Origin of the sequence: Caulobacter sp. CCH9-E1 (assembly GCF_001556515.1) — a bacterium.
Classification (GTDB): domain Bacteria; phylum Pseudomonadota; class Alphaproteobacteria; order Caulobacterales; family Caulobacteraceae; genus Caulobacter.
In genome coordinates, this window is sequence record NZ_LSJA01000084.1 from 1 (window position 1) to 22,293 (window position 22,293).

At 68.1% G+C, this 22,293-nt stretch carries 24 protein-coding genes and 1 pseudogene; 5 read left to right on the top strand and 20 right to left on the bottom strand.

Annotated features, from left to right (window positions below; genetic code table 11):
• Nucleotides 1-79 precede the first annotated feature (79 nt).
• Complete coding sequence (mfd, locus tag AX690_RS04550; RefSeq protein ID WP_066684214.1) at nt 80-3,547, bottom strand: transcription-repair coupling factor; 3,468 nt, start codon at nt 3,545-3,547, stop codon at nt 80-82.
• Nucleotides 3,548-3,571: 24 nt separating this feature from the next.
• Nucleotides 3,572-3,865 carry a succinate dehydrogenase assembly factor 2 gene (locus AX690_RS04555; protein ID WP_066684298.1) on the bottom strand — a complete coding sequence of 98 codons (294 nt, stop codon included), beginning with the start codon at nt 3,863-3,865 and terminating at the stop codon, nt 3,572-3,574.
• A gap of 198 nt (nt 3,866-4,063) precedes the next feature.
• On the opposite strand from AX690_RS04555, the gene AX690_RS04560 reads away from it, so the two are divergent.
• Nucleotides 4,064-5,611, top strand: a complete 1,548-nt coding sequence (locus AX690_RS04560; protein WP_066684217.1) for a DEAD/DEAH box helicase — start codon at nt 4,064-4,066, stop codon at nt 5,609-5,611.
• A gap of 66 nt (nt 5,612-5,677) precedes the next feature.
• Here the strand turns inward: AX690_RS04560 and AX690_RS04565 are convergent, their stop codons facing one another.
• Together AX690_RS04565 and AX690_RS04570 are read right to left on the bottom strand one after the other, a co-directional pair.
• Complete coding sequence (locus AX690_RS04565) at nt 5,678-6,361, bottom strand: HTTM domain-containing protein (RefSeq protein ID WP_066684218.1); 684 nt, start codon at nt 6,359-6,361, stop codon at nt 5,678-5,680.
• On the bottom strand, nt 6,358-6,795 hold the full coding sequence (locus AX690_RS04570; RefSeq protein ID WP_066684219.1) for a hypothetical protein: 438 nt from the start codon (nt 6,793-6,795) through the stop codon (nt 6,358-6,360). The genes AX690_RS04565 and AX690_RS04570 overlap by 4 nt, the downstream gene beginning before the upstream one ends.
• Nucleotides 6,796-6,948: 153 nt before the next feature.
• Here AX690_RS04570 and AX690_RS04575 point away from each other — a divergent pair, with 153 nt between their 5' ends.
• The gene (locus tag AX690_RS04575) at nt 6,949-7,239 is read left to right on the top strand and encodes an aa3-type cytochrome c oxidase subunit IV (RefSeq protein ID WP_066684221.1); all 291 of its coding nucleotides are present in this window, start codon (nt 6,949-6,951) and stop codon (nt 7,237-7,239) included.
• Here the strand turns inward: AX690_RS04575 and AX690_RS04580 are convergent.
• Together AX690_RS04580 and AX690_RS04585 are read right to left on the bottom strand one after the other, a co-directional pair.
• Nucleotides 7,234-8,385, bottom strand: coding sequence for a DUF563 domain-containing protein (locus AX690_RS04580; protein WP_066684300.1), 1,152 nt, complete (start codon nt 8,383-8,385; stop codon nt 7,234-7,236). The two genes, AX690_RS04575 and AX690_RS04580, sit on opposite strands and share 6 nt — an antisense overlap.
• Nucleotides 8,386-8,435: 50 nt before the next feature.
• Nucleotides 8,436-9,890: a coniferyl aldehyde dehydrogenase gene (locus tag AX690_RS04585; RefSeq protein WP_066684223.1), complete on the bottom strand. Its 1,455-nt coding sequence runs from the start codon at nt 9,888-9,890 to the stop codon at nt 8,436-8,438.
• Nucleotides 9,891-10,085: 195 nt separating this feature from the next.
• Between AX690_RS04585 and AX690_RS04590 the strand changes: the two genes are divergently transcribed.
• Together AX690_RS04590 and AX690_RS04595 are read left to right on the top strand one after the other, a co-directional pair.
• The gene (locus tag AX690_RS04590) at nt 10,086-11,147 is read left to right on the top strand and encodes a GGDEF domain-containing protein (protein WP_066684224.1); all 1,062 of its coding nucleotides are present in this window, start codon (nt 10,086-10,088) and stop codon (nt 11,145-11,147) included.
• A gap of 136 nt (nt 11,148-11,283) precedes the next feature.
• Nucleotides 11,284-12,087 carry an enoyl-CoA hydratase/isomerase gene (locus AX690_RS04595; protein WP_066684226.1) on the top strand — a complete coding sequence of 268 codons (804 nt, stop codon included), beginning with the start codon at nt 11,284-11,286 and terminating at the stop codon, nt 12,085-12,087.
• Here the strand turns inward: AX690_RS04595 and AX690_RS04600 are convergent.
• From AX690_RS04600 to AX690_RS04660, 14 genes and pseudogenes are all read right to left on the bottom strand, one after another.
• The gene (locus tag AX690_RS04600) at nt 12,074-12,478 is read right to left on the bottom strand and encodes an ACT domain-containing protein (protein ID WP_066684228.1); all 405 of its coding nucleotides are present in this window, start codon (nt 12,476-12,478) and stop codon (nt 12,074-12,076) included. The two genes, AX690_RS04595 and AX690_RS04600, sit on opposite strands and share 14 nt — an antisense overlap.
• Complete coding sequence (locus tag AX690_RS04605) at nt 12,478-12,882, bottom strand: DUF6165 family protein (RefSeq protein ID WP_066684229.1); 405 nt, start codon at nt 12,880-12,882, stop codon at nt 12,478-12,480. The genes AX690_RS04600 and AX690_RS04605 overlap by 1 nt, the downstream gene beginning before the upstream one ends.
• Nucleotides 12,883-13,854: a glycosyltransferase family 9 protein gene (locus AX690_RS04610; RefSeq protein WP_066684232.1), complete on the bottom strand. Its 972-nt coding sequence runs from the start codon at nt 13,852-13,854 to the stop codon at nt 12,883-12,885. It abuts the gene before it with no gap.
• Nucleotides 13,855-13,896: 42 nt separating this feature from the next.
• Entirely contained in the window at nt 13,897-14,097 is a 201-nt protein-coding gene (locus AX690_RS04615) for a hypothetical protein (protein WP_066684234.1), read from the bottom strand.
• Nucleotides 14,097-14,489, bottom strand: coding sequence for an iron-sulfur cluster assembly accessory protein (locus tag AX690_RS04620; protein ID WP_066684302.1), 393 nt, complete (start codon nt 14,487-14,489; stop codon nt 14,097-14,099). The genes AX690_RS04615 and AX690_RS04620 overlap by 1 nt, the downstream gene beginning before the upstream one ends.
• A gap of 22 nt (nt 14,490-14,511) precedes the next feature.
• Nucleotides 14,512-14,582 (bottom strand): annotated as a pseudogene (locus AX690_RS24190) (hypothetical protein); the annotation flags it as partial.
• Between the two features lie 26 nt (nt 14,583-14,608).
• Nucleotides 14,609-14,968 (bottom strand): SUF system Fe-S cluster assembly protein, encoded by a 360-nt coding sequence (locus AX690_RS04625; RefSeq protein WP_066684236.1) that lies wholly within the window; start codon nt 14,966-14,968, stop codon nt 14,609-14,611.
• Between the two features lie 8 nt (nt 14,969-14,976).
• On the bottom strand, nt 14,977-16,245 hold the full coding sequence (locus tag AX690_RS04630; RefSeq protein WP_231732121.1) for an aminotransferase class V-fold PLP-dependent enzyme: 1,269 nt from the start codon (nt 16,243-16,245) through the stop codon (nt 14,977-14,979).
• A complete protein-coding gene (gene sufD, locus AX690_RS04635; protein WP_066684246.1) occupies nt 16,242-17,270 on the bottom strand; it encodes a Fe-S cluster assembly protein SufD in 1,029 nt (342 codons plus the stop codon). Before sufD ends, AX690_RS04630 begins: the two co-directional genes overlap by 4 nt.
• On the bottom strand, nt 17,267-18,016 hold the full coding sequence (gene sufC / locus AX690_RS04640) for a Fe-S cluster assembly ATPase SufC (RefSeq protein WP_066684247.1): 750 nt from the start codon (nt 18,014-18,016) through the stop codon (nt 17,267-17,269). Before sufC ends, sufD begins: the two co-directional genes overlap by 4 nt.
• Nucleotides 18,009-18,398, bottom strand: coding sequence for a hypothetical protein (locus AX690_RS04645; RefSeq protein WP_066684251.1), 390 nt, complete (start codon nt 18,396-18,398; stop codon nt 18,009-18,011). Before AX690_RS04645 ends, sufC begins: the two co-directional genes overlap by 8 nt.
• Nucleotides 18,395-19,864, bottom strand: coding sequence for a Fe-S cluster assembly protein SufB (gene sufB / locus AX690_RS04650; RefSeq protein ID WP_066684253.1), 1,470 nt, complete (start codon nt 19,862-19,864; stop codon nt 18,395-18,397). The genes AX690_RS04645 and sufB overlap by 4 nt, the downstream gene beginning before the upstream one ends.
• On the bottom strand, nt 19,864-21,003 hold the full coding sequence (locus AX690_RS04655) for a cysteine desulfurase family protein (RefSeq protein WP_066684254.1): 1,140 nt from the start codon (nt 21,001-21,003) through the stop codon (nt 19,864-19,866). Before AX690_RS04655 ends, sufB begins: the two co-directional genes overlap by 1 nt.
• Nucleotides 21,000-21,461: an Rrf2 family transcriptional regulator gene (locus AX690_RS04660; protein ID WP_066684256.1), complete on the bottom strand. Its 462-nt coding sequence runs from the start codon at nt 21,459-21,461 to the stop codon at nt 21,000-21,002. Before AX690_RS04660 ends, AX690_RS04655 begins: the two co-directional genes overlap by 4 nt.
• 180 nt (nt 21,462-21,641) lie before the next feature.
• Between AX690_RS04660 and AX690_RS04665 the strand changes: the two genes are divergently transcribed.
• Nucleotides 21,642-22,292 carry an alpha/beta hydrolase gene (locus AX690_RS04665; RefSeq protein WP_062093300.1) on the top strand — a complete coding sequence of 217 codons (651 nt, stop codon included), beginning with the start codon at nt 21,642-21,644 and terminating at the stop codon, nt 22,290-22,292.
• The last annotated feature ends 1 nt before the right edge of the window (nt 22,293 follow it).

Genomic DNA, 22,293 nt, shown 5'->3' on the forward strand with positions numbered 1-22,293 from the left:
AAGCTGGAGGTCGGCCGAGCTCGCCCCCTCCGACCCTCCGGGCCACCTCCCCCGCGAGGCGGGGGAGGAACTAGCCGCCCTACCCCTTCGCCAGTTTCGCCAGCTGGGTCAGGATCTTCTCGGCCGCGTCCAGGCGCTGCGCCGGGGTTTCCCATTCGCCCTTCACGACGACTTTCTGGTCGGGACGCACCTTCCAGACCAGGCTGTTCTTGGCGACGAACTGGACCAGCGCCAGCGGGTTGGCGAACTCGTCGTTGCGGAAGCTGGCGACCGCGCCCTTGGGGCCGACATCGATCTTGGCGACATTGGCCTCGCGGCACAGACCCTTGATGGCGACGACCTTAAGCAAGCTGTCGGTCTCGGGTGGCAGCGGGCCGAAGCGGTCGATCATCTCTGCGGCCAGGGCTTCGCGATCGTTGGCCTTCTCGGCTTCGGACAGGCGCCGATAGAGCGACAGGCGCACATTGAGGTCCGGCACGTAGTCGTCCGGGATCATCACGGCCGCGCCGGTGTTGATCTGCGGCGACCACCCCCGGTCTTCGATCAGCGCTTCCTGACCCTGCCGCTGCTTCAGCTCGGCCACCGCGTCCTCCAGCATCTGCTGGTAGAGCTCGACGCCGATCTCCTTGATGTGGCCGCTCTGCTCGTCGCCCAGCAGATTGCCGCCGCCGCGCTGGTCCAGGTCGTGACTGGCCAGCTGGAAGCCGGCGCCCAGACTGTCCAGCGACTGCAGCACCTGCAGGCGCTTCTCGGCCGACAGGGTCAGCGACTTTTCGACCGGCGTCGTCAGATAGGCGTAGGCGCGGGCCTTGGAGCGGCCGACGCGCCCCCGGATCTGGTAGAGCTGGGCCAGGCCGAACATGTCGGCGCGGTGAACGATCAGGGTGTTGGCCGAGGGGATATCGAGCCCACTCTCCACGATAGTGGTAGCAAGAAGCACGTCGTACTGGCCCTCGTAGAAGGCCGTCATCACGTCTTCCAGCTGGGTGGCCGACATCTGGCCGTGGCCGACGACGTACTTCACCTCGGGGACCTGGGTGCGGAGGAACTTCTCGATGTCCTCCAGGTCCTTGATGCGCGGCACGACGTAATAGGACTGGCCGCCGCGATACTTCTCGCGCAGCAGGGCCTCGCGCAGGGTCACCGGATCGAACGGGCTGATGTAGGTGCGCACCGCCAGGCGATCGACCGGCGGGGTGGCGATGATCGACATCTCCCGAATGCCGCTGAGCGCCATTTGCAAGGTGCGCGGGATCGGCGTGGCGGTCAGGGTCAGCATGTGCACGTCGGCGCGAAGCTCTTTCAGCTTCTCCTTGTGCTTGACCCCGAAGTGCTGCTCCTCGTCGACGATGACCAGGCCCAGGTCCTTGAACGAGACCTGCTTGGACAGGATGGCGTGGGTGCCGACCACGATCTCGAACTGACCGTTGGCGAGGCCCTCGCGGGTCTCGGCGGCTTCCTTGCCGGTGACCAGGCGCGACAGACGCGTGACCTTGACCGGCCAGCCCTGGAAGCGGTCTTTGAAGGTCTTGTAGTGCTGGCGGGCCAGCAGCGTCGTCGGGCAGACGATCGCCACCTGCTTGCCGCTCATCGCCACCACGAAGGCCGCGCGCAGGGCCACCTCGGTCTTGCCAAAGCCCACGTCGCCGCAGATCAGGCGGTCCATCGGCTTGCCGGAGGACAGGTCCTCCAAGACGTCGTGGATGGCGCTGAGCTGGTCGTCCGTCTCTTCATACGGGAAGCGGGCGCAGAACTCGTCGAACACGCCGTGCGGCGGATCGGTCTCTTCGACGTGCTTGAGCTGGCGGGCGGCGGCGATCTGGATCAGGCCCTCGGCCATGACCCGCAGACGCTCCTTGGCTTTCGCCTTGCGGCCTTGCCACGCCGCGCCGCCCAGCTTGTCCAGCTGGACGTTGTCGGCGTCGGCGGCGCCGTAGCGCGTCAGCAGGTCGATGTTCTCGACCGGCAGATAGAGCTTGGCCTCGCCGCCATAGAGCAGGTCCAGGCAGTCGTGGGGCGCGCCCTGGACGTCGAGGGTCTTGAGGCCCTCGTAGCGGCCGATGCCATGGTCGATGTGGACGACGAGGTCTCCCGGCGTCAGCGCCGAGGCCTCGGCCAGGAAGTTGGCGGCGCGGCGCTTCTTGCGCGGACGCGCCAGGCGATCCCCAAGAATGTCGGTCTCGGAGATGACCGCCAGGGCTTCCGTTTCGAACCCGTGATCCAGCGGCAGCACGACGCGCTGCGGGACTTTGGGGTCATTGGCCTTGGCGGCCTGCCAGTAGCCGGCGAACGGGATCTTCTTCAGGCCATGATCGGCCAGCATGGTCCCCAGGCGCTCGGACGAGCCCTCCGACCATGAGGCGAACAGCACGCGTTTTCCTTTGCCCGCGAGATCGCGGGCGTGGGCTGCAGTGGCCTCGAACAGGTTGACGCTGTCCTGGGCCCGCTCGGCGGCGAAGGTTCGGCCGAGCTTGGCTCCCAGGTCGACGACATCCAGGCCCTGAGGCTGGAACGGCGTGAACTGGCGGTGCGTGCGGTCGGACAGTTCGCGGTCCCATTCGTCGGCGGTCAGGTAGAGCGCCTCGGGCGGCAGCGGACGATAGGCCGACTTGCGGTCGGCGCTGGCGCGGGCCTCATAGGCGTCGTGGATCATCGCCAGCCGCTCGTCGCGAGCCTCGGCGGCCTGGTGGTCGACGCCGATCAGGGCGCCAGCCGGCAGGTAGTCGAACAGCGTCGCCATGCGCTCGTACAGCAGCGGCAGCCAGTGCTCGAGACCGGCGCGGCGGCCGCCCTCGCTGACCGTGGCGTACAGGGGATCATCGCCCGGCGCGCCGAACGCGGCGACATAGCCCTTGCGGAATCGCGAGACGGCGTCGGCGTCCAGCAGCGCCTCGCTGACCGGCAGGAGGTCGATCTCCTTCAGCTGCTTGGTCGAGCGCTGGGTCTCGGGATCGAAGGCGCGGATGCTCTCCAGCGTGTCGCCGAACAGGTCGAGACGCACCGGCTCCTCGGCGGCGGGCGGATAGACGTCGATGACGCCGCCGCGGATCGCGAATTCGCCGCGCTCGGACACGGTCGAGGCGCGCGCATAGCCGTTGACGGCGAAATAGGTCTCGAGGTCCTTGATGTCGACGACGCCGCCGACCTTGGCGCTGTAGCTGGCGCGCAGAAGCACGTCCTTGGTCGGCACGCGCTGCAGCAGGGCGTGGGCGGCGATCACCAGGATGGCCGGCTTGCTCTCGCCCAGACCCCGCGCCAGGCGCGACAGGGTCGACATCCGGGTGGCGGAGACGCTGGCCGACGGGCCGATGCGGTCGTACGGCAGGCAGTCCCACGAGGGCAGGATCACCGCCTCGATCTCGGGGGCGAAGAACTTCAGGCTGTCGACGAAGGCGCCGGCGCGGGCGGTGTCGCGGGCGACGAAGGCGGTCAGGCCGCCGCGCGCCCGGGCGATATCGGCCATCACCAGCGCGTCGAAGCCTTCCGGCGCGCCGGCGAGAGTCAGGCCGCCGGCGGCCTTGGCGATCTGTTTGGCGTCGTAGGCCATCGGGTCTCTTGATCTAGAAAGGGGTCAGGCGCCATCGCCGGCGGGGCGCGACGCATGCGCCTCGAACCTGAACGCGCGGATCATCGCCATGACGTCGGTCTCGAACCTTTCCGGCGTCGGCTCCTGGCCGACGATCCAGGCGTAGATCTCGCGATCGGACTGTTCGAGCAGGGTTTCCAGCGTATCGAACTGCTCGGGAGTCAGGTTCGGGCCATGGATGTCCGCGAACGGCCCCAGAATGAGGTCCGCTTCCCGGAAACCGCGATGCCAGGCGCGGAAACGAAGGCGCCGAAGGCGGGAGTCGTGGTCGATGGTCATGCGCCGCCGGATATAGAGCGGCGGTCGATCGGGCGCCAGCATCATGCCCGCCCGACGGCCTCAAAATACCCCTTCGCGCCTTGTGGCGATTGACTTTGGCGACTTTCGGCCTATTTATCCCCAGCTTCGGAGCAGGTCTGGCGAATCCGCGCCGCCCGCTCGCCCAAGCACGGGCGGCTCCGAGCAGACCAGCGTGTAATGACTGAATTTTCCGACCTAGGGCTCTCGCCCACGACCCTGCAGGCGGTCGCCGACACCGGCTATACCACTGCGACCCCCATCCAGGCCCAGGCCATTCCCGTCGCCCTCGCGGGCCAGGACGTCCTCGGCATCGCCCAGACGGGCACCGGCAAGACCGCCGCCTTCACCCTGCCGCTGATCGACAAGCTGCAGTCGGGCCGAGCCAAGGCCCGCATGCCGCGCGCCCTGGTCATCGCCCCGACCCGCGAGCTGGCCGACCAGGTCGCCTCCAGCTTCGAGAAGTACGCCAAGGGCACCAAGCTCTCTTGGGCGCTGCTGATCGGCGGCGTCTCGTTCGGCGACCAGGAAAAGAAGCTGGATCGCGGCGTCGACGTCCTGATCGCCACGCCGGGTCGCCTGCTCGACCACTTCGAGCGCGGCAAGCTGCTGATGACCGGCGTCCAGTTTCTGGTCGTCGACGAAGCCGACCGCATGCTGGACATGGGCTTCATTCCGGACATCGAGCGCATCTTCAAGATGACGCCGCCCAAGAAGCAGACCCTGTTCTTCTCGGCGACCATGCCGCCGGAAATCACCCGCCTGACCAAGCAGTTCCTGCGCGATCCGGTGCGGATCGAGGTGGCCCGTCCGGCGACGACCAACGCCAACATCACCCAGCTGCTGGTCAAGGTCCCCTCCTCCGATCCCAAGGCCAAGCGCCTGGCGCTGCGCGCTCTGATCGAGAAGGCCCAGATCGAGACCGGCATCGTCTTCTGCAATCGCAAGACCGAGGTCGACATCGTCGCCAAGTCGCTGAAGGTGCACGGCTACGACGCCGCCCCGATCCACGGCGACCTGGACCAGACGCAGCGGATGAAGACCCTGGCGGACTTCCGCTCGGGCGCGCTGAAGATCCTGGTGGCCTCGGACGTCGCCGCCCGCGGCCTCGACATCCCCGCCGTCAGCCACGTCTTCAACTACGACGTCCCGCACCACGCCGACGACTATGTCCACCGCATCGGCCGCACCGGCCGCGCCGGCCGGACGGGCATCACCTACATGCTGGTCACCCCGGCCGACGACAAGGGTTTCGACAAGGTCGTCAAGCTGATCGGCTCGACGCCGGACGAAGAGAAGCTCGACCTCGACTATTCGAACGCCGTCACCGTCAAGCGCGAGGGCGACCGCGACCGCAAGCGCGGCGGCCGTGATCGCGGCGAACGCGGCGACCGTCCGGGTCGCGGCCGCGGCCGCAGCCGCTCGGAGGAAACCGCCGCCGAGGCGCCGGCCGAAGCCGTCGTCACCGACGCGCCGGAAGTCGTCGCCGAGGAGCGTCCCGCTCGCGAACGCAAGCCGCGCCGCGAGCGCGAGCCGCGCGAACCCAAGGCGGCTCCCGCGCCAGTGGTCGAGACCGAACGTCCCGCGCGCGCCGAGCGTCCGGAACGTCCCGAGCGCCCGGTGCGCGGCGTCCAGCCCGTCCGCGACCGCGACGACGACGACCGTCGCGTGGTCGGCTTCGGCAATGACATTCCCGCCTTCCTGGCCAAGCCGCCGCGCGCCAAGTAAGCCAGCCTGAGCAACAGACCTTGAGGGGCGTCGGACGGCATCGTCCGGCGCCCTTCTGCTTTCGGGCTACGGGATCAGGCGCGACTGCAGCCACAGGATCGCCGGATAGACCGACAGCCAGGTCCAGAAGAACCGGTTCAGGCCGAACAGGCAGGCGTTGGCGAGGTGGAAGGTCCCGGCGACGACCAGAGCCGCGATCAGAGTCGGCTTGGTCAGCATGGCCAGCGGGAACGCCAGCTCGAACCCCATGACCGCCCACGACATCACGGTCAGCAGCCTGGGTTGCTCAGCCAAGGCGCGCAGGGACTCCGCGACCGGATAGGCCGAGAACTGGAAGACGTCGCGCAGCGCCCGCCCCGACCGCCACTCGGGGTTCACGACCTTCACCCAGCCCGAGATGAAGTAGGACAGGACGAGCTGCGCGCCCAGATAGCCGAAGAACAGCTCCTTCAGCGGCGTGCTGGGCGCCAGGCTGGCCAGGGTCAGACACCACAGGGACAGAAGGCCCATGCGGTCGCTGCCGCCGTTGTAAGGTCCCTGGAACCGGTGAAGGATCAGCAGCGACAGCGCCGCCATCGCCGTCAGCGGCCAGGGCGAGGCCACGCCCAGCAGCACTAGCACGCACAGGATCGCGCGCGCCAGGAACAGGGCGCGCTCGTCGCGAAAGCCGCGCAGATGCTCCAGGCTCTGCTGCAATAGCGCGAGGGCCAGCAGCATCTGCGTCAGGCGCATGGCGTCCGGCAGCGTCATCGGACGTCGATCTCGGCCAGAGCGCGCGGCGAAGCCTCGAACAGCACCTCGCGCAAGATCGCCTGGTCCTCGCGGGCGACGAACACCAACCGGAAGGCCAGCCAGCCTTCAACCGTCTCGGGCTGCCGCGCCAGATCGGCGGCGATGCGCTTGAAGATCTCGTCCTCGCTGTGCGCGGTCGGATTGTCGATCAGGCGCTCGGCGCAGCTGACCAGGAACAGGCTCTCGTTCCAGCGCGGGTTCCACAGCATCCGGGCGGCCATCGTCCCAGGCGTCAGGCGATGCGGCCTAGGCCGGAATTCGCGCCACGCCTCGGGCGCCGCCTCCGCTGAGGAGGTCACGGCGAACTCCACCCGCGGCGACGGGGCGATGACGTCGAAGAAGTTCCAGGACGGGATCAGGGCCGGCAGCAAAAGCTGCAGCGGGTTGGGCATGGTCCCTGCTCCAGGGCGGCCGAGGAATCGCACGATGCTAAGCTTAACCCGCGCGCCGTTCGATAGCGCGCTTGGCGGAACACAGGTATTCTGGCGGACGTTTTCGACGCACGGCGCTTAACAGCCGCGAACCAGCACAGGGAGGACCGCGCCATGGCCGCCACCCAGCCTGACGCCTTCGAACACGACACCGCCGAACGCGAGGCGATCCTCATCGCCCACGAACGCACTTACCACGCCTTCGCCGTCCTGGTGCGATGGGCGATGCTGCACACGGCGGTGCTGATCAGCGCCCTGACGGTGTGGTTCGCCACGCCGGCCGGCTTCTTCGGCGGCCTCGCCACCGCAGTGGTGGTGTTCGCGGTCGGCTACTACGGCATGGTCCGCCGCGAGGAGAAGCAACCGCTGGATTTGTGGGTCGAAGGCCGCAAGGGCCTGCTATAGCGCCGCGTCGACGAAGCGCAGAAGGTCGTCCAGCGGCGGCTTGAACGCGAACTTGAAGCCGCGCCGAAGCCTGGCGGTCAGCGGCGCCGCGCGGGCGGGACAGGGCGAGGCGCAGACATAGCCGCGCCAGTCCGCGCCCACCTGGCGGCAGGCCGCCCTCACCCACTGGCTGGTGAAGTTCAACGGCTGGATCTCGACGACCCGCGCGCCTCGCGACAGGAAGACGGCGTTGGCCAGGGCCGCGCCACTGGCGCCGACCACGACCTCGGCGTCCCTCATCAGGGCGACCTGCTCGGCCGCATCGAGCGTCTCCGGCCGCACGATCGTGAAGCCTCGCGCCGCGAGCGCCTGCTCGAACGCCGCCTCCCCCACCATGACCCGCATCGACTGGCCCCGACGCGAAAGATAGACGCGACGATGTCCCGCGCCGGCCGGCGCGCGCGCCAGGACCCGCGCCGCCAGGTCCGCGAGCAGCCCGTTGGGGTGGTGCAGGAAGTGATCGATGCTGGTGGCGAAGGTCGCGCGCTTCAACCGGACGACCGGGGCCTCGATCTCGGTCACGACGCGGCCGGGAAAGGCCAAGGCGATCAGGTCGCGCTGCCAGGCGGCTAGCTTGGGCGCCAGGATCGGCATGGTCTCGAGCAGGCCAGCCTGTTCCAGCGCCAGCAGCGATGGCAGGGCGTCGATGACGAAATGACCGTAGTTGAAGGTCGCGCCCCAGGGCAGGAACACCGCTCCGCCCTCCAGGATCGGCGCCGAAACGGGCGGCGTGAAGCGCGAAGCCTTGTCCCGCAAACCCGGGATCGCCGACAGGTCCTGCGAGCCGTGTCGCGCCTCGCCGATCGTGGCGTTGTAGAGCGCGCCGTCCGTTCCGATCAGGGCGCCGAATCGCGGCGCCCACCACGTTTCTCCCACCACGCAGAGGGCCGGAACATTGACCGGCGGCGGAGCGGCGATGGCGAAGGGCCAGGCGGCGGCTTCGGGCCCGCCCAACTGGCCCAGCGGCGCGCCCATGGAGGCGTCATGCTCGGGCGCCCAAGCCACGCCCGGTTCGCCGCGCGCCAGGCAACCTGGCAGGTCGACGCTCTGCAGGCGCGGCATGTCCTGGGCTTCGACGATGGAGCGCACGGGCAGCGACGCGGTCATGCCCGCTTGGAGCATGCCGCGCGCCGCGAGGAAACCCTCCGTCGCCCCCCCTAGCGCTTGATCTGGCCGGCCAGATACTTGCGGATCGCCTCGCCGTACGGCGGGCGCAGGCCCAGCATCGGCGCGATGTCCTTCTTCAACTGCTGGAAGACCGCCTTCTTGTGGCTGAACTCCAGGAAGCCGTCGTGGCCGTGATAGGCGCCCATGCCGGCGGGGCCGACCCCGCCGAACGGCAGTTCTTCCTGGGCGACGTGGAAGATCACGTCATTGACCGTGACGCCGCCGCTGGTGGTGCGGGCCAGCACGCGGTCCTTTTCGGCCTCGTCGGTCCCGAACCAGTAGAGCGCCAGCGGCCGGTCGTGGGCGTTCACATAGTCCACGGCCTCGTCGATCGTCCGATAGCTCTTCACCGGCAGGACCGGACCGAAGATCTCCTCTTGCATCACTTTCATGTCGTCGGTGGGGTCGATGATCAGGGTCGGGGCGATCTTGCGGTGCTCCTGCTGCGACAGGTCCTCGCCGCCGGGATTGATCTCGACCACCCGCGCGCCCTTGGCCCTGGCGTCTTCGACATAGCCCTTCACCCGATCATAGTGCCGCTGGGCGACCAGGGCCGTGTAGTCGGGATTGTCCTTCAGCGTCGGGAAGTAGCGGCCGACCGAGGCCTTGGCCTCGGCGACGAAGGTCTCGAGATCCTCCTGCGGCGCCAGCACGTAGTCGGGCGCCAGGCAGATCTGGCCAGCGTTCAGCGTCTTGCCGTTCATGATCCGTGCGGCCGCGGTGGCGATGTCGGCGCCGCGCGACAGGATCACCGGGCTCTTGCCGCCCAGCTCCAAGGTGACCGGAACCAGGTTCTCGGCGGCGGCGCGCATCACGTGTCGCGCCACCGAGGTCGCGCCCGTGAACACCAGGTGATCGAAGGCCAGGCCCGAGAACGCCTGCCCAACCTCGGGCCCGCCGACGAACACCGCGACTTCTTCTTCGTCGAAGGCCTTGGCGAACATCGTCTTGAGCAGGTCGGAGGTGGCGGGCGTATATTCCGACGGCTTGATCATCGCGCGATTGCCGGCGGCGAAGATCCCGGCCAGCGGCGCGAAGGTCAGGTTGACCGGGAAGTTCCACGGGCTGATCACCCCAACCACGCCCTTGGGCTGATACTGCACCGTCGCCTTGGCGCCGAACAGGCCCAGGATCGCCGGCGTGGTCTTGCGCTTCTGCGGTCGCATCCACTTGGCGACATGCTCGCGGGCGAACTTCAAGGGACCAATGGAGCCGGCCACGTCGGTCAGGGCCGTGGCCTCCGGCGAGCGCGAGCCGAAGTCCGCGTTCACCGCCTTGGCGATCTCGGCCTGGTGGCCGATCAGCAGGTCGATCGAGCGGTTCAGCCAGTCGATCCGCTTCTCGACGCTGGGCGGCCCGTCGCGCAGATGCGCGGCCTTCTGGCGGTTCAGCACATCGTTCATGGTCGCCTTGTGAGCGTCCAGAGAATTCATTGGAGCGTTCATGTCTCGCCTCCCGTGGCTGGCGCGGCGCCCGTGGCCCGTCGCTCATCTTATCATCGTTCACCATGCGCGAGCGTGCGTTCGCGCGCAAGCGAACCTTGTTCGTTCTTAACGGGTCGTAAGAACTCTGCCGTCTAGTCTCCCTGTCCATGCGATCGTCCTTTCCCCAACGGAAAGGACGGACGGGGGATGAGAGATATGTCGGACGTCGAAACCACGCTGCGGGGCCCGGAAGCCTATAAGATCGCGTCTCGCGCGCTGGAGCTGATGGAGCGCCACCAGGTGTGGCCGACCGCGCTGAATTTCGAGCTCTGGACGCATTATGTCGCCGATCCGGACGGCGCCCTCGCGCGCGAACTGACCCGTCTGATTTCGATCGGCGAGCCGATGACCGAGCTGGTCAGCGAGGAGCTGGCCGCGACCTATCTGCCCAAGGCGCGCCTGAACGACCAGATCCGCGACGCCGGCGACATCCTGTCCAAGGAACTGGAAGCCGTCGCCAAGGCCATCCAGAACGCCCAGAAGTCGAACGCCGCCTTCGGCAAGGAACTGGCCGGCGCGACCAAGAACCTCGACAAGTCGACCGATGTCGAGGCCATCAAGGTGGTCGTCTCGAGTCTGGCCGACGCCACCCGCCGAGTGCACCGCGAGAACCAGTCGCTGGAGGCGCGCCTGGCGGAGTCGACTTCGGAGGTCGAGCGCCTGCGCGAGCATCTCGAGCAGGTCCGCCGCGAAGCCACCACGGACGGCCTGACGAATCTCGCCAACCGCAAGGCCTTCGACGAGGAACTGGACCGCGCCTGCGCCGAGGCCGACCATCAGGGCACGCCGCTGTGCCTGGCCGTGATCGACATCGACCATTTCAAGGGCTTCAACGACACCTGGGGCCACCAGACCGGCGACCAGGTCATCCGCTATGTCGCCTCGGTGATCGGCCGCGTCGCCGCCCCGCCGCGCTTCGCCGCTCGCTACGGCGGCGAGGAGTTCGCGATGATCTTCCCGCGCGAAAATTCGGCGGTCATCGCCGCCTCGCTGGAAGAAATCCGAGTCGAGGTGTCGTCGCGCATGCTCAAGCGCCGCTCGACCAACGAGGACCTGGGCGCGATCACCATCTCGTCGGGCTTCGCCGAACGCCGTCCGGGCGAAAGCGGCCACTCGATCATGGAGCGCGCCGACGCGGCGCTCTACGCCTCCAAGCGTGGCGGTCGCAACCGGGTGACAGCGGCCGAAGGCATGCCGGCCTCGGCCAACGCGGCCTGATCCCCTCCAGCCTGATTTCGACAAAACGCCGCCGATCCCGCATCGGCGGCGTTTTTCGTTGAAGATTCCGCTAGCCTTCCCAAGGGGCAAAGGCGCCTAGACTCCGCCCCAAAGAGACCAAGGGAGGTTCAAGGCCGTGGACTATCAGAAGATCCGTGTCTCGACGCAGGACGGCGTCGCCACCGTCACGATCGCCGATCCGGCCACGCTGAACGCCGCCAGCCTGGAAGTCGCCCGCGAGCTGACCCACGCCTTCTCATCGATCGCCGCCGGCAAGGTCGAGGCGCGCGCGGTGATCCTGACCGGCGAAGGCCGCGGTTTCTGCTCGGGCGCCAACCTCTCCGGCGGCGGCGCGGCGGGTCGTGAGCTGGACGTCGACGGCAAGCCGGACGCAGGCTCGGCGCTGGAGACGATCTACAACCCGCTGATGACCCTGCTGAAGGACTTCCCGCTGCCGATCGTGACGGCGGTGAACGGCCCTGCGGCGGGCGTGGGCTGCTCGATCGCCCTGATGGGCGACATCATCGTGGCGGCCGAGAGCGCCTACTTCCTGCAGGCCTTCCGCCGCATCGGCCTGGCGCCCGACGGCGGCTCGACCTACCTGCTGCCGCGCCTGGTCGGCAAGGCGCGGGCCATGGAGATGATGCTGCTGGGCGACAAGGTCTCGGCGGCGACCGCGCTGCAGTGGGGGCTGGTCAATCGCTGCGTGCCGGACGACGAACTGATCGGCGCGGCCACCGCGATCGCTCAGGAGCTGGCGCGCGGTCCGGCGGCCCTGGGGCTGATCCGCAAGCTCGTCTGGGACAGCCTCGACGCCGACTGGACCGGCCAGCTGCACGCCGAACGCAAGGCCCAGAAGCTCGCTGGCAAGACCGAGGACTTCATCGAGGGCGTCAGCGCCTTCCTTCAGAAGCGCGCGGCGGCGTTCAAGGGGCGCTAGCGGCGGCCTGCAGGGCCTTGAGGATTTCGAGCGCCTCCTCGGCGCGATCGGCCGGCACGAAGGCATGGTCGTGGTTCAGCGCCGCGACCATGTTGCAGGCGATCCCGGCCTCGGCCAGCGCGGTCGCCACGGCGGCGGTCAGGCCGACGCCGTCGAGGGCCGAGTAGACGTTCAGCGTGATCAAGGCCATCGGCGCCTCGACCGGAAAGCCGGCGGCGCGCGCCGCCTCGCGTTCCAGGATCAGGCTGACCCCCTCGACCTCGCGGAACATCGCCAGCGGCTCGAGGGCTCGCCAATCGCGATCTCCCGCCGCGCAGAAGACGTAGACGCCGCTCTTCAGCTCCGGCGTCATGCCGGCGATCATTTCGCGAGCGCCGTGAACGGCTTGCATCAGTCTTTGGACGCCTGGAGATAGGGCTTGTAGCTCTTCTCCTCGACGATCTCCGATCCGGCGGCCTCGTTGATCGCCCGCTTGATGGCGGCGCGGCGGTCGTTGTCGATATAGACGCGTCGCGCCAGGGTCACGAAGTCCGGGCCAAAGTCCTGGCGGCGCTCGCAGTCGCGCTTGCCGTCCTCGATGTCCCAGAGCGCGGCGTTGACGGCGGTGAGCTCCTCGGTCAGTCGGGCGATCTCCGCCGTGTCGGGCAGGTGCTCGCGCGCCGTGGCCTCCAGCAGGTCCAGTTCCTTGCGGACATTGGCCTCCTTGGCCGGATCGCCGATGCGCTCGGCCTTCACGCGCAGGATGGTGATCTTGTCGACCAGTTCGCCCGCCGAGATCGGCGCGAGGATGGACATTCAGGAAACTCCGGACACCAGCTTTTCAAGGGCCGCCCAGGCCGCGTCGACCGGCAGGGCGCCCATGCCGCTTCCGTAGTCCTCCGCGACCAGCATCTCAAGCCGCGCGGCGGCGGGGCGGAACTTCACGGCCTTGCGACGGTCCTGTTGCAGCGACAGCAAAGGCGCGCCGCCGGCCGCCAGCATGTGGCCCGGCCCGGCGTCATTGGCGACTCCCGCCGCCAGCCGACCGGCCAGGGCGATGACCAGCAGCGGACCTTTGACCGGCAAGTCGTCGACACGGTTGCGCTCGGGCTGGAGCGCTTGCGGGATTTCGCGGGCCGCGACCGCCGCGTCGTCAGCCTCGTCGGGCCCGAAGAAGAACACCGGCGTCCAGCCCTTCGCGACGATCCGGCGGGCCAGGTCCAGATAGTTCTCCAGCGGCCAGCGCTTGTCCTGGCCGCCCGCGCCGGGCGCGAGGCCGACATAGGTCGGGCCGGACGGCAGCAGGCGCTCGGCGGCCTTGAGTGCGTCGGGATGGGTCAGGGCCAAGGGCTTCGGCGCGCCCAGCCCGTCCGTCGCCAGCGCCAGCAGCCGCGCCAGGCGGTCGGTCACCGCCACCGGCCAATCCTGGCTCCGCGCCTCCCGAGCGGCGGAAACGAAGCGGCCCGCCGCCCCGCGCCGGGCGACGCCGCTGCGCCGCAGGTTCTCCTGGGTGTCGATGACGAGGTCGAACTTGCGACCGCCAAACGGTTTGGACCACGGCAGGCTGTCGAGCGCCTTGGCCCCGTTAGCCCCGTTCAGGATCACCTCGTCGACGTAGCCCGCGACCACGGCCTTCAGCGGCCCGGCGTAGACGGTCTCGCCCTTGGCGGCGCACCAGCTGATCCGGGCGTCCGGGAACGCCGCGCGCAGGCCGGCGATGAAGGGCAGCTTGATCAGCCCGTCGCCGATCACCTCGCCCATCGAATAGATCAGAACCGTCTGGACCATGGCCGGGCTTAGATCGCGCCGCGGTCGGCGGTCAATGCGCGATCAGACCTCGACCGGACACTCCGCCGGGATCGCCACGAAAGTCCCCTCGGCGCGGCGCTTCTCGAAATGCTTCTGGGCGCAGCCGCCCGAGCACAGCAGGCCCGTGTCGGACCAGTAGAGCGGCGCATCGTCCTCATGGCGGAAAGCCGGCGCGCCCCACGGCAGGCCGCATTCGACGCAGGACGGGGTCTTGGCCAGCATTACTCGTGAACCTCGGCGGCGGGCTGGATCGTGACGCTCTCGCCGCAGCCGCAGGCGTCGGTTTCGTTCGGATTGTGGAACACGAACTTCGAGGACAGCTTGCTGACCTCGTAGTCGATTTCCGTGCCGATCAGGAACAGCACCGCCTTGGGCTCGATCAGGATCGTGACACCCTTGTCCTCGACAACCTCGTCGATCGGGCCCTTCGTCTCGGCATATTCGAAGACGTATTCCTGGCCGGCGCAGCCGCCGTTCTTCACGCCGACGCGCAGGCCGACATAGGGCTTGTCGGCCTTGTCCATGATCTCCTTCACGCGCGCGGCCGCGGCGTCGGTCAGGGTGACGACCTTCGGGCGCGGACGGCGGGGACGTATGGCGACTGTCGGTTCCATGGGCTCGAACACTCCCTTTTTCCGACCTCCCCGGCGAATGCCGGGGTCCAGATTCATCCGGAACGGCTCTCGGTTTCATCTGGGTCCCGGCATTCGCCGGGAAGATCGGAAGAAAGATACTAGAACATATTCAACTGCAGCTTGGCCTCGTCGCTCATGCGCGAGGAGTCCCACGGCGGCTCGAAGACGAGGTCGACCGCGCACGATTTCAGGCCCGGAATCTCCATGACCGCGTCCTTGACCCAGCCCGGCATCTCGCCAGCCACCGGGCAGCCCGGGGCGGTCAGGGTCATCTCGATGGCCACGTCCTTGTCGTCCGAGACGTCGACCTTGTAGATCAGGCCCAGCTCATAGATGTCGACCGGGATTTCCGGATCATAGACCGTCTTCAGCTTCTCGATCAGCTGGTCGGTCAGCCGGTTCAGCTCGTCCTGCGAGAGAGCGGAAGCGGGTTCGGGAACGGCGGCGGCGTCGGTCATGAAGCGGCTCAACTGAAGAAACTGCGGGCCTTGGCCAGCGCGTCCACGAACGCGTCGGCCTCGGCCTCGGTGTTATATAGGGCGAAGGAGGCCCGAGCGCTCGACGTGACGCCGAAACGGCGCATCAAGGGCTCGGCGCAATGCGTGCCGGCGCGGACGGCGACGCCGTAACGGTCCAGCACCTGGGCGATATCGTGGGCGTGGGCGCCCTCGACCGTGAAGGACAGCACCGCGCCCTTGCCGGGCGCCTCGCCCAGAATCCGCACGCCATTGACGCCGCGCAGCCGCTCGGCGACCCGCTCATAGAGCGCGTGCTCGTGGGCGAAGACGGCGTCGCGATCCAGGCCGTTCAGCCATTCGATCGCCGCGCCCAGACCCACGGCCTCCAGGATCGCCGGCGTGCCGGCCTCGAAGCGGTGCGGCGGATCGGCGTAGGTGATCCGATCCAGCGCCACCGAGCCGATCATCTCGCCGCCGCCCTGGTATGGCGGCAGGGCCGCCAGGCGCTCGGCCTTGCCGTACAGCACGCCGATCCCGGTCGGGCCGTACAGCTTGTGGCCGGAGAAGACATAGAAGTCGACGTCCAGGGCCTTCATGTCGACCCGCGTGTGAACCGCGCCCTGGCAGCCGTCCAGCAGCACCGGCGCGCCGGCCGCGTGAGCCAGGCGGACGATCTCGGCCACGTCGTTGACCGTGCCCAGCACGTTCGACATGTGGGTGACGGCGACCATCCTGGTCTTTTCGGACAGCAGGCCCTTGTAGGCCTCCATGTCCAGGCGCCCGTCATCCAGCACCGGGATGAACTTCAAAACGACGCCCTTGCGCTCGCGCAGGAAGTGCCACGGCACGATGTTGGCGTGGTGTTCCATCTCCGAGAGCACGATCTCGTCGCCGGCGTTCAACGACAGGCCGAGCGAGCTGGCGACCAGGTTCACCGCCTCGGTCGCGCTCTTGGTCCAGACGATTTCGTCGCGGTCGGCGTTGATGAAGCGCGCCACGGTTTCCCGCGCCTTTTCATAGGCTTCGGTCGTTTCGTTGGCCAGCGTGTGCAGGCCGCGATGGACGTTGGCGTACGAGGTGCGGGCCAGGCCCATCATCGCGTCCAGCACCGCGTCCGGCTTTTGGGCGCTGGCGGCGCTGTCGAGATAAATCAACGGTTTGCCGTGAACTTCTCGCGCCAAGATCGGGAACTGGGCGCGGATCGCGTCGACATCCAAGCCCCTTCCCCCATGCGGGGAAGGGGTTGGGGATGGGGGTGTCAGCACGGCGCTGGTCATGCCTCGCTCCCCAGCTTGCGGGCGACCCAGGCGGCGGCGACCGCGCGCGCGCCCTCGTGCTCGATCCGCTCGATCACCTCGCCGACGAAGGCGACGGTCAGCATGGCCTTGGCGTCCGCCTCGGGGATGCCGCGCTGCTTGGCGTAGAACAGCACCTCGTCATCCAGCGCGCCGATCGTGTTGCCGTGGGCGCAGGAGACGTCGTCGGCGAAGATCAGCAGCTCGGGCTTGGCGTCGATCTCGGCCTTGTCCGACAGGATCAGGGCATGGTGGCCCATCCGCGCGTCGGTCTGGTCGGCGCCCTTCTCGACGACGATCCGGCCCTGGAAGACGCCGCGCGCCTGGTCCGTCACCATGCCCTTGGTCAGCTGGCTGGTGACACCGTCGAGGCCGCCATGGGTGACGACGCTGGTCAGGTCGGCATGGCGCTGGGCGTCCAGCAGATAGGCGCCGTCGAGGCGGACCTCGGCATGAGCGCCGGGGTGGCGGACGCGGGTCTCGATCCGCTGGCGACGCGCGCCAGAGGTCAGGACGGTCTGGGCGAACTTGGCGCCGGGGGCCAGGGCGACCTCGGCGGTGACGACGTTGATCGCTTCAGCCTCGTCGTCGACCAGCACGATCCGCTCCAGCGAAGCGCCCTCGCCCACGGCGATGTCGAGCGCGACGTCGGAGACGTAGGCCCCTGCGCGGCCTTCGTGGCTTTCCAGCAGGACGAGGCTTTCGCCCGGCTTGACGACCAAGGCGTGGCTGGCGCCCTGCGAGGCCTTGTCGGCCAGGGCGACGAACCGCAGGGCCACGACGCCCGAGGCGGCGTCGGAGACGCCTGCGCGGCGGCCGTTGACGAACACGGTCTCGGCGTCCGCCAGGCCCGCGAACGGACCGGCCGGAACATCACCGTCATGCGCCGGCGCGACCGGCGGCAGGACCTTCAGCAAGCCCCGCAGGTCGGTCCAGCGCCAGTCCTCGTCGCGCCGCGAGGGCAGCGCCGAGAGGTCGCCAGTCTTGAGGGCGGTCGAAAGGGTCAAGCCGCGGCCCCCACGATGCGGTCATAGCCCTCGGCTTCCAGCTGCAGGGCCAGCTCCGGACCGCCCGAGGCGACGATGCGGCCGGCGGCCAGCACGTGCACCTTGTCGGGTTTGATGTGGTCCAGCAGGCGCTGGTAGTGGGTGATGACCAGCATGCCGCGCTCGGGCGAGCGCAGGGCGTTGACGCCTTCCGACACGATCTTCAGGGCGTCGATATCGAGGCCGCTGTCGGTCTCGTCGAGGATGAGGAACTTCGGCGAAAGCATGGACATCTGGAAGATTTCCATCCGCTTCTTCTCACCACCCGAGAAGCCGACGTTCAGGCCGCGCTTGAGCATCTCGAAGTCGATCTTCAGCGCCGCGGCCTTCTCCTTGGCCAGCTTCAGGAAAGCCGGGGCGGCGACCTCGTCCTCGCCCCGCGCGCGGCGCTGGGCGTTGAGGGCGGTGCGGATGAAGGTCAGGGCCGGAACGCCCGGAATTTCCAGCGGATATTGGAACGACAGGAACAGGCCCTTGGCCGCCCGCTCGTTCGGCTCCAGCGCCAGCAGGTCCTCGCCATTGAGCGTCGCAGCGCCCTCGGTGACCTCATAGCCGTCGCGGCCGGTCAGCACGTAGGACAGGGTCGACTTGCCGGCCCCGTTCGGACCCATGATCGCATGGACCTCGCCGGCCGGCACGTCCAGCGTGACGCCCTTCAGGATCGGCTTGTCCTCGACGCGGGCGTGAAGGTTCTGGATCTTAAGCATGGGTCTCGTTGAGTTTTCTGTATTCCGCGTCGTGGCCCGCGAAGGTTCCGGCGACGGTGATCTGGCCCTGGATGGCGGCGTTTAACAGCGAAAGATCCTCTGGCGGGATCCAGTATTCCTCGTGCCCCGGCGTCCCGGAGACCTTGTTCTCATAGGCGTCGAGAAAGACCTTCGAGACCTCGAACCGTACGATGTAGCCCCGCCGATAGCTCGTATGGGCGGCGTTCCAGGTCTGGGCCAGCTCGGCCGCGAAGGCCTCGCTCGTGACCGGACGGAAGATCGGCCGCTCGCTGTCGTGAGGCGGAAAGGCTCGCCAGTCGGCCGCCTTGATGTCGTGCAGCTCCTCCATGCCCACCGGCTGGTAGAGCGTGACGGTCATCATCCCACGCTCCCTTCCAGGCTGATCGCCACGAGCTTCTGAGCCTCGACGGCGAATTCCATGGGCAGTTGCTGCAGCACGTCCTTGACGAAGCCGTTGACCAGCAGGGCCACGGCCTCCTCCTGGTTCAGGCCGCGCTGCTGGCAGTAGAACAGCTGGTCGTCCGACAGCCGGGTGGTGGTGGCCTCGTGCTCGAACACCGTCTGGCCATTGCGGGCCTCGATGTAAGGCACGGTGTGGGCCGCGCAGTCCTTGCCGATCAGCAGGCTGTCGCACTGGGTGAAGTTGCGCGCGCCCTTGGCCTTGGGGTGGGCCGAGACGAGGCCGCGATAGGTCGAGGTCGACTTGCCGGCGCTGATGCCCTTGGCGACGATCCGCGAGCGGGTGTTGGCGCCCAGATGGATCATCTTGGTGCCGGTGTCGGCTTGCTGATGGCCGTTGGTGACGGCGATCGAGTAGAACTCGCCCGAGCTCCCCTCGCCGCGCAGCACGCAGGACGGATACTTCCAGGTGATGGCCGAACCGGTCTCGACCTGGGTCCACGAGACCTTGCTGCGATCGCCGCGGCAGTCGGCGCGCTTGGTCACGAAGTTGTAGATGCCGCCCTTGCCGGTCTCGGGATCGCCCGGGTACCAGTTCTGGACGGTCGAGTACTTGATCTCGGCGTCGTCCAGCAAAACGAGCTCTACCACCGCCGCGTGCAGCTGGTTCTCGTCGCGCATCGGGGCCGTGCAGCCTTCCAGGTACGAGACGTACGCGGCCTTGTCGGCGATGATCAGGGTGCGCTCGAACTGGCCGGAGTCCTTGGCGTTGATCCGGAAATAGGTCGACAGCTCCATCGGGCAGCGCACGCCCGGCGGGACGTAGACGAAACTGCCGTCCGAGAAGACCGCGCTGTTGAGGCAGGCGAAGTAGTTGTCCGAGGTCGGCACCACGCTGCCCAGGTACTGGCGGACCAGCTCCGGGTGCTCGCGGATCGCCTCGCTCATCGAGCAGAAGATGACGCCGGCCTGGGCCAGCTCCTTCTTGAAGGTGGTCACGACGCTGACGCTGTCAAACACGGCGTCCACGGCGTAGCGCGGCGCGCCTTCGACGCCGGCCAGAACCGCCTGTTCTTTCAGAGGGATGCCCAGCTTTTCGTAGACGGCCAGCAGCTCCGGATCGACCTCGTCCAGGCTCTTGGGGCCCTCCTTGGTCTTCGGCGCGGCGTAGTAATACGCATCCTGGTAGTCGATCGGCGGATAGCTGACCTTGGCCCAATCGGGCTCGTCCATCGCCAACCAGCGGCGATAGGCGTCAAGCCGCCACTCCAGCATCCACTCCGGCTCGTCCTTCTTGGCCGAGATGAAGCGCACGATGTCCTCGGAGAGGCCCTTGGGGGCGAACTCCTGGTCGATTTCGGTCGTGAAGCCGTGCTCGTACTTCTCGAGCGCGGCGACGGTATCAATAGTCTGCTTGACCGCGGCCACTAAGCCACCTCCCGGCGCCGGGCGCCGATACGCTTCCAGGCGGCGAGCCAGGCGTCGCCGCATTTGATCCAATCGTCTTCCGTGCTCGCCCAGCCGCCACTGATACGCAGGGCGAACGCGGCGAGATCAGCGCGGCCCATGGCTTCCACCACGCGGCTGGCCTTGACCTTGCCCGACGAGCAGGCGCTGCCGGCGCTGACCATGATCCCGGCCAGGTCCATGTTCATGACCTGGACCTCGGAGCCAAAGCCCTCGCCCGCAATACACAACGTCTGGGGAAGGCGATCAGCGCCCTCGCCCAGCACGATCGCGCCATCCGCCTTGAGCCGCTGGGCCAGGGCGTCGCGCCATTGGGCCTGTTCGGCCATCGAGGCAAGGCCTTCCTGGGCCGCCTTGGCCGCCGCGCCGAAGGCGGCGATCCCGGCGACATTCTCGGTGCCCGCCCGGCGGCCGCGCTCCTGACCGCCGCCGTGCAGGCGACGGGTGACGGTCGCGCGGGTCCCGGCCACGAGAGCGCCGACGCCTTGCGGCCCACCCAGCTTGTGGGCCGACAGCGCCATGGTGTCGACGCCGAGGCCGGAGAAGTCGATGGCGATCTTGCCGGCGGCCTGAACGGCGTCGACATGCAGCCAGCCGTCGTGGGCGCGCACCAGGGCGGAGGCCTTATCCACAGGCTGGATGACGCCCGTCTCGTTGTTGGCCAGCATCAGACCGACCAGGGTCTTGCCCGGCTTTTCAAGCGCTTGCGCCAACCAATCGAGATCGGCGACGCCATTGTTATCCACAGGCAGGACTTCGACCGGCAGGCCGGAGGCCTTGGCGGTCTCGGTGACGGCGTCATGCTCGATCGCGGAGATGATGATCCGCTCGACACCCGCGGCCTTGGCGCTTTCAATGGCCAGAGCGTTGGCCTCGGTGCCGCCGCTGACGAAGGTGACCGAGCCGGCGGGGACGCCGACCAGGGCGGCGACCTCGGCCCGGGCGCGCTCGACGACGTCGCGGGCGGCGCGGCCGGCGGCGTGGACCGATGAGGGATTGGCTGGGCTCTCCAGCGCGCGCAGCAGCGCTTCCTTCGCCTCCGGCCGCAGGGGCGCCGTGGCGTTGTAGTCGAGATAGACCGATGTGCGGGAAATGCTCACTCGGCCGCGATCTCCAGCGGGCGAGCCGGACGAAGTTCGCCCTTCAGCACGTCGGCGACCGAGACGCTGGCCAGGTAGCCGTGGATCTGCCGGCCCATCTCTTCCCAGAGATCATGCGTCATGCAGCGTTCGCCGCCGGCCATACAGCCCTTGGCCTGGCCCTTGGTGAAGTTGCAGCGGGTGGCGCGCAGCGGCTCGTCCACCGCCAGCACGATGTCGGCGATGAAGGTCTCGGTCGCGGCCTTGGACAGGCGATAGCCGCCACCAGGGCCGCGCGCGCTGATCACCAGCCCCTTGCGGCGCAGGCGCGCGAAGAGCTGTTCCAGATAAGAGAGCGAGATCTGTTGGCGCGCGGCGATCTCGGCCAGGGCCACGGCGCGGCCCTCGCCTTCGTCCTGACGCTTGGCCAGGTCGGTCATCGCCATGACCGCGTATCGCCCTTTCGTGCTCAGGCGCATCAGCCTTACCCCTTGCAGATTCCGCGCGCATCGGCTTTTGCGTGTGCTACAAGCCGCGACTTCGCGCGCGGACCTCGGTCCGCTTGCTGGCTGCGATTTAGGAAGACCAAGCGCAGTGGTCAAGTATTCTGGCGATCAAATCGTCGGGACTTTGGCCGCTGACCAGCTGAAGGGGACGACATGCCTGATGTGATTTTGACCGGCGCGTCTGGACGGATCGAGGGTCGCTATTCTCCGGGCAAGACCGAGACGGCGCCGATCGCCCTGATCCTGCACCCGCACCCCAAGGCCGGCGGTCACATGAACCATCCGGTTTCGGTGCAGCTGTATCACCTGTTCATGAAGCGCGGTTTCGCGACCCTGCGCTTCAACTTCCGCGGCGTGGGCCGCAGCCAGGGCGAGTTCGACAGCGGCATCGGCGAGCTGGCCGACGCGGCGACGGCGCTGGACTGGCTGCAGACCAGCAATCCGGCCGCCAGCCAGACCTGGGTCGCCGGCTTCGACTTCGGCGCCTATATCGGCATGCAGCTTTTGATGCGCCGGCCCGAGACGGACGGCTTCATCTCGGTCTCGCCGCCGACCAACATGTACGATTTCAGCTTCCTGGCCCCCTGCCCGGCCTCGGGCCTGTTCCTGACGGGCTCGGCCGACACCATCACCCCTCCAGTCGAGGTGGAGCGCGTGGTCACCAAGCTGCGCACCCAGAAGGGCATCACGATCGACTACGAGGTCATCGACAAGGCCAGCCACTTCTGGACCGAGCACCTGCCCAGCGTCGAGAAGAGCGTCAGCGACTATCTCGACAAGCGCCTGGCGGAAAATCCGATCTAGG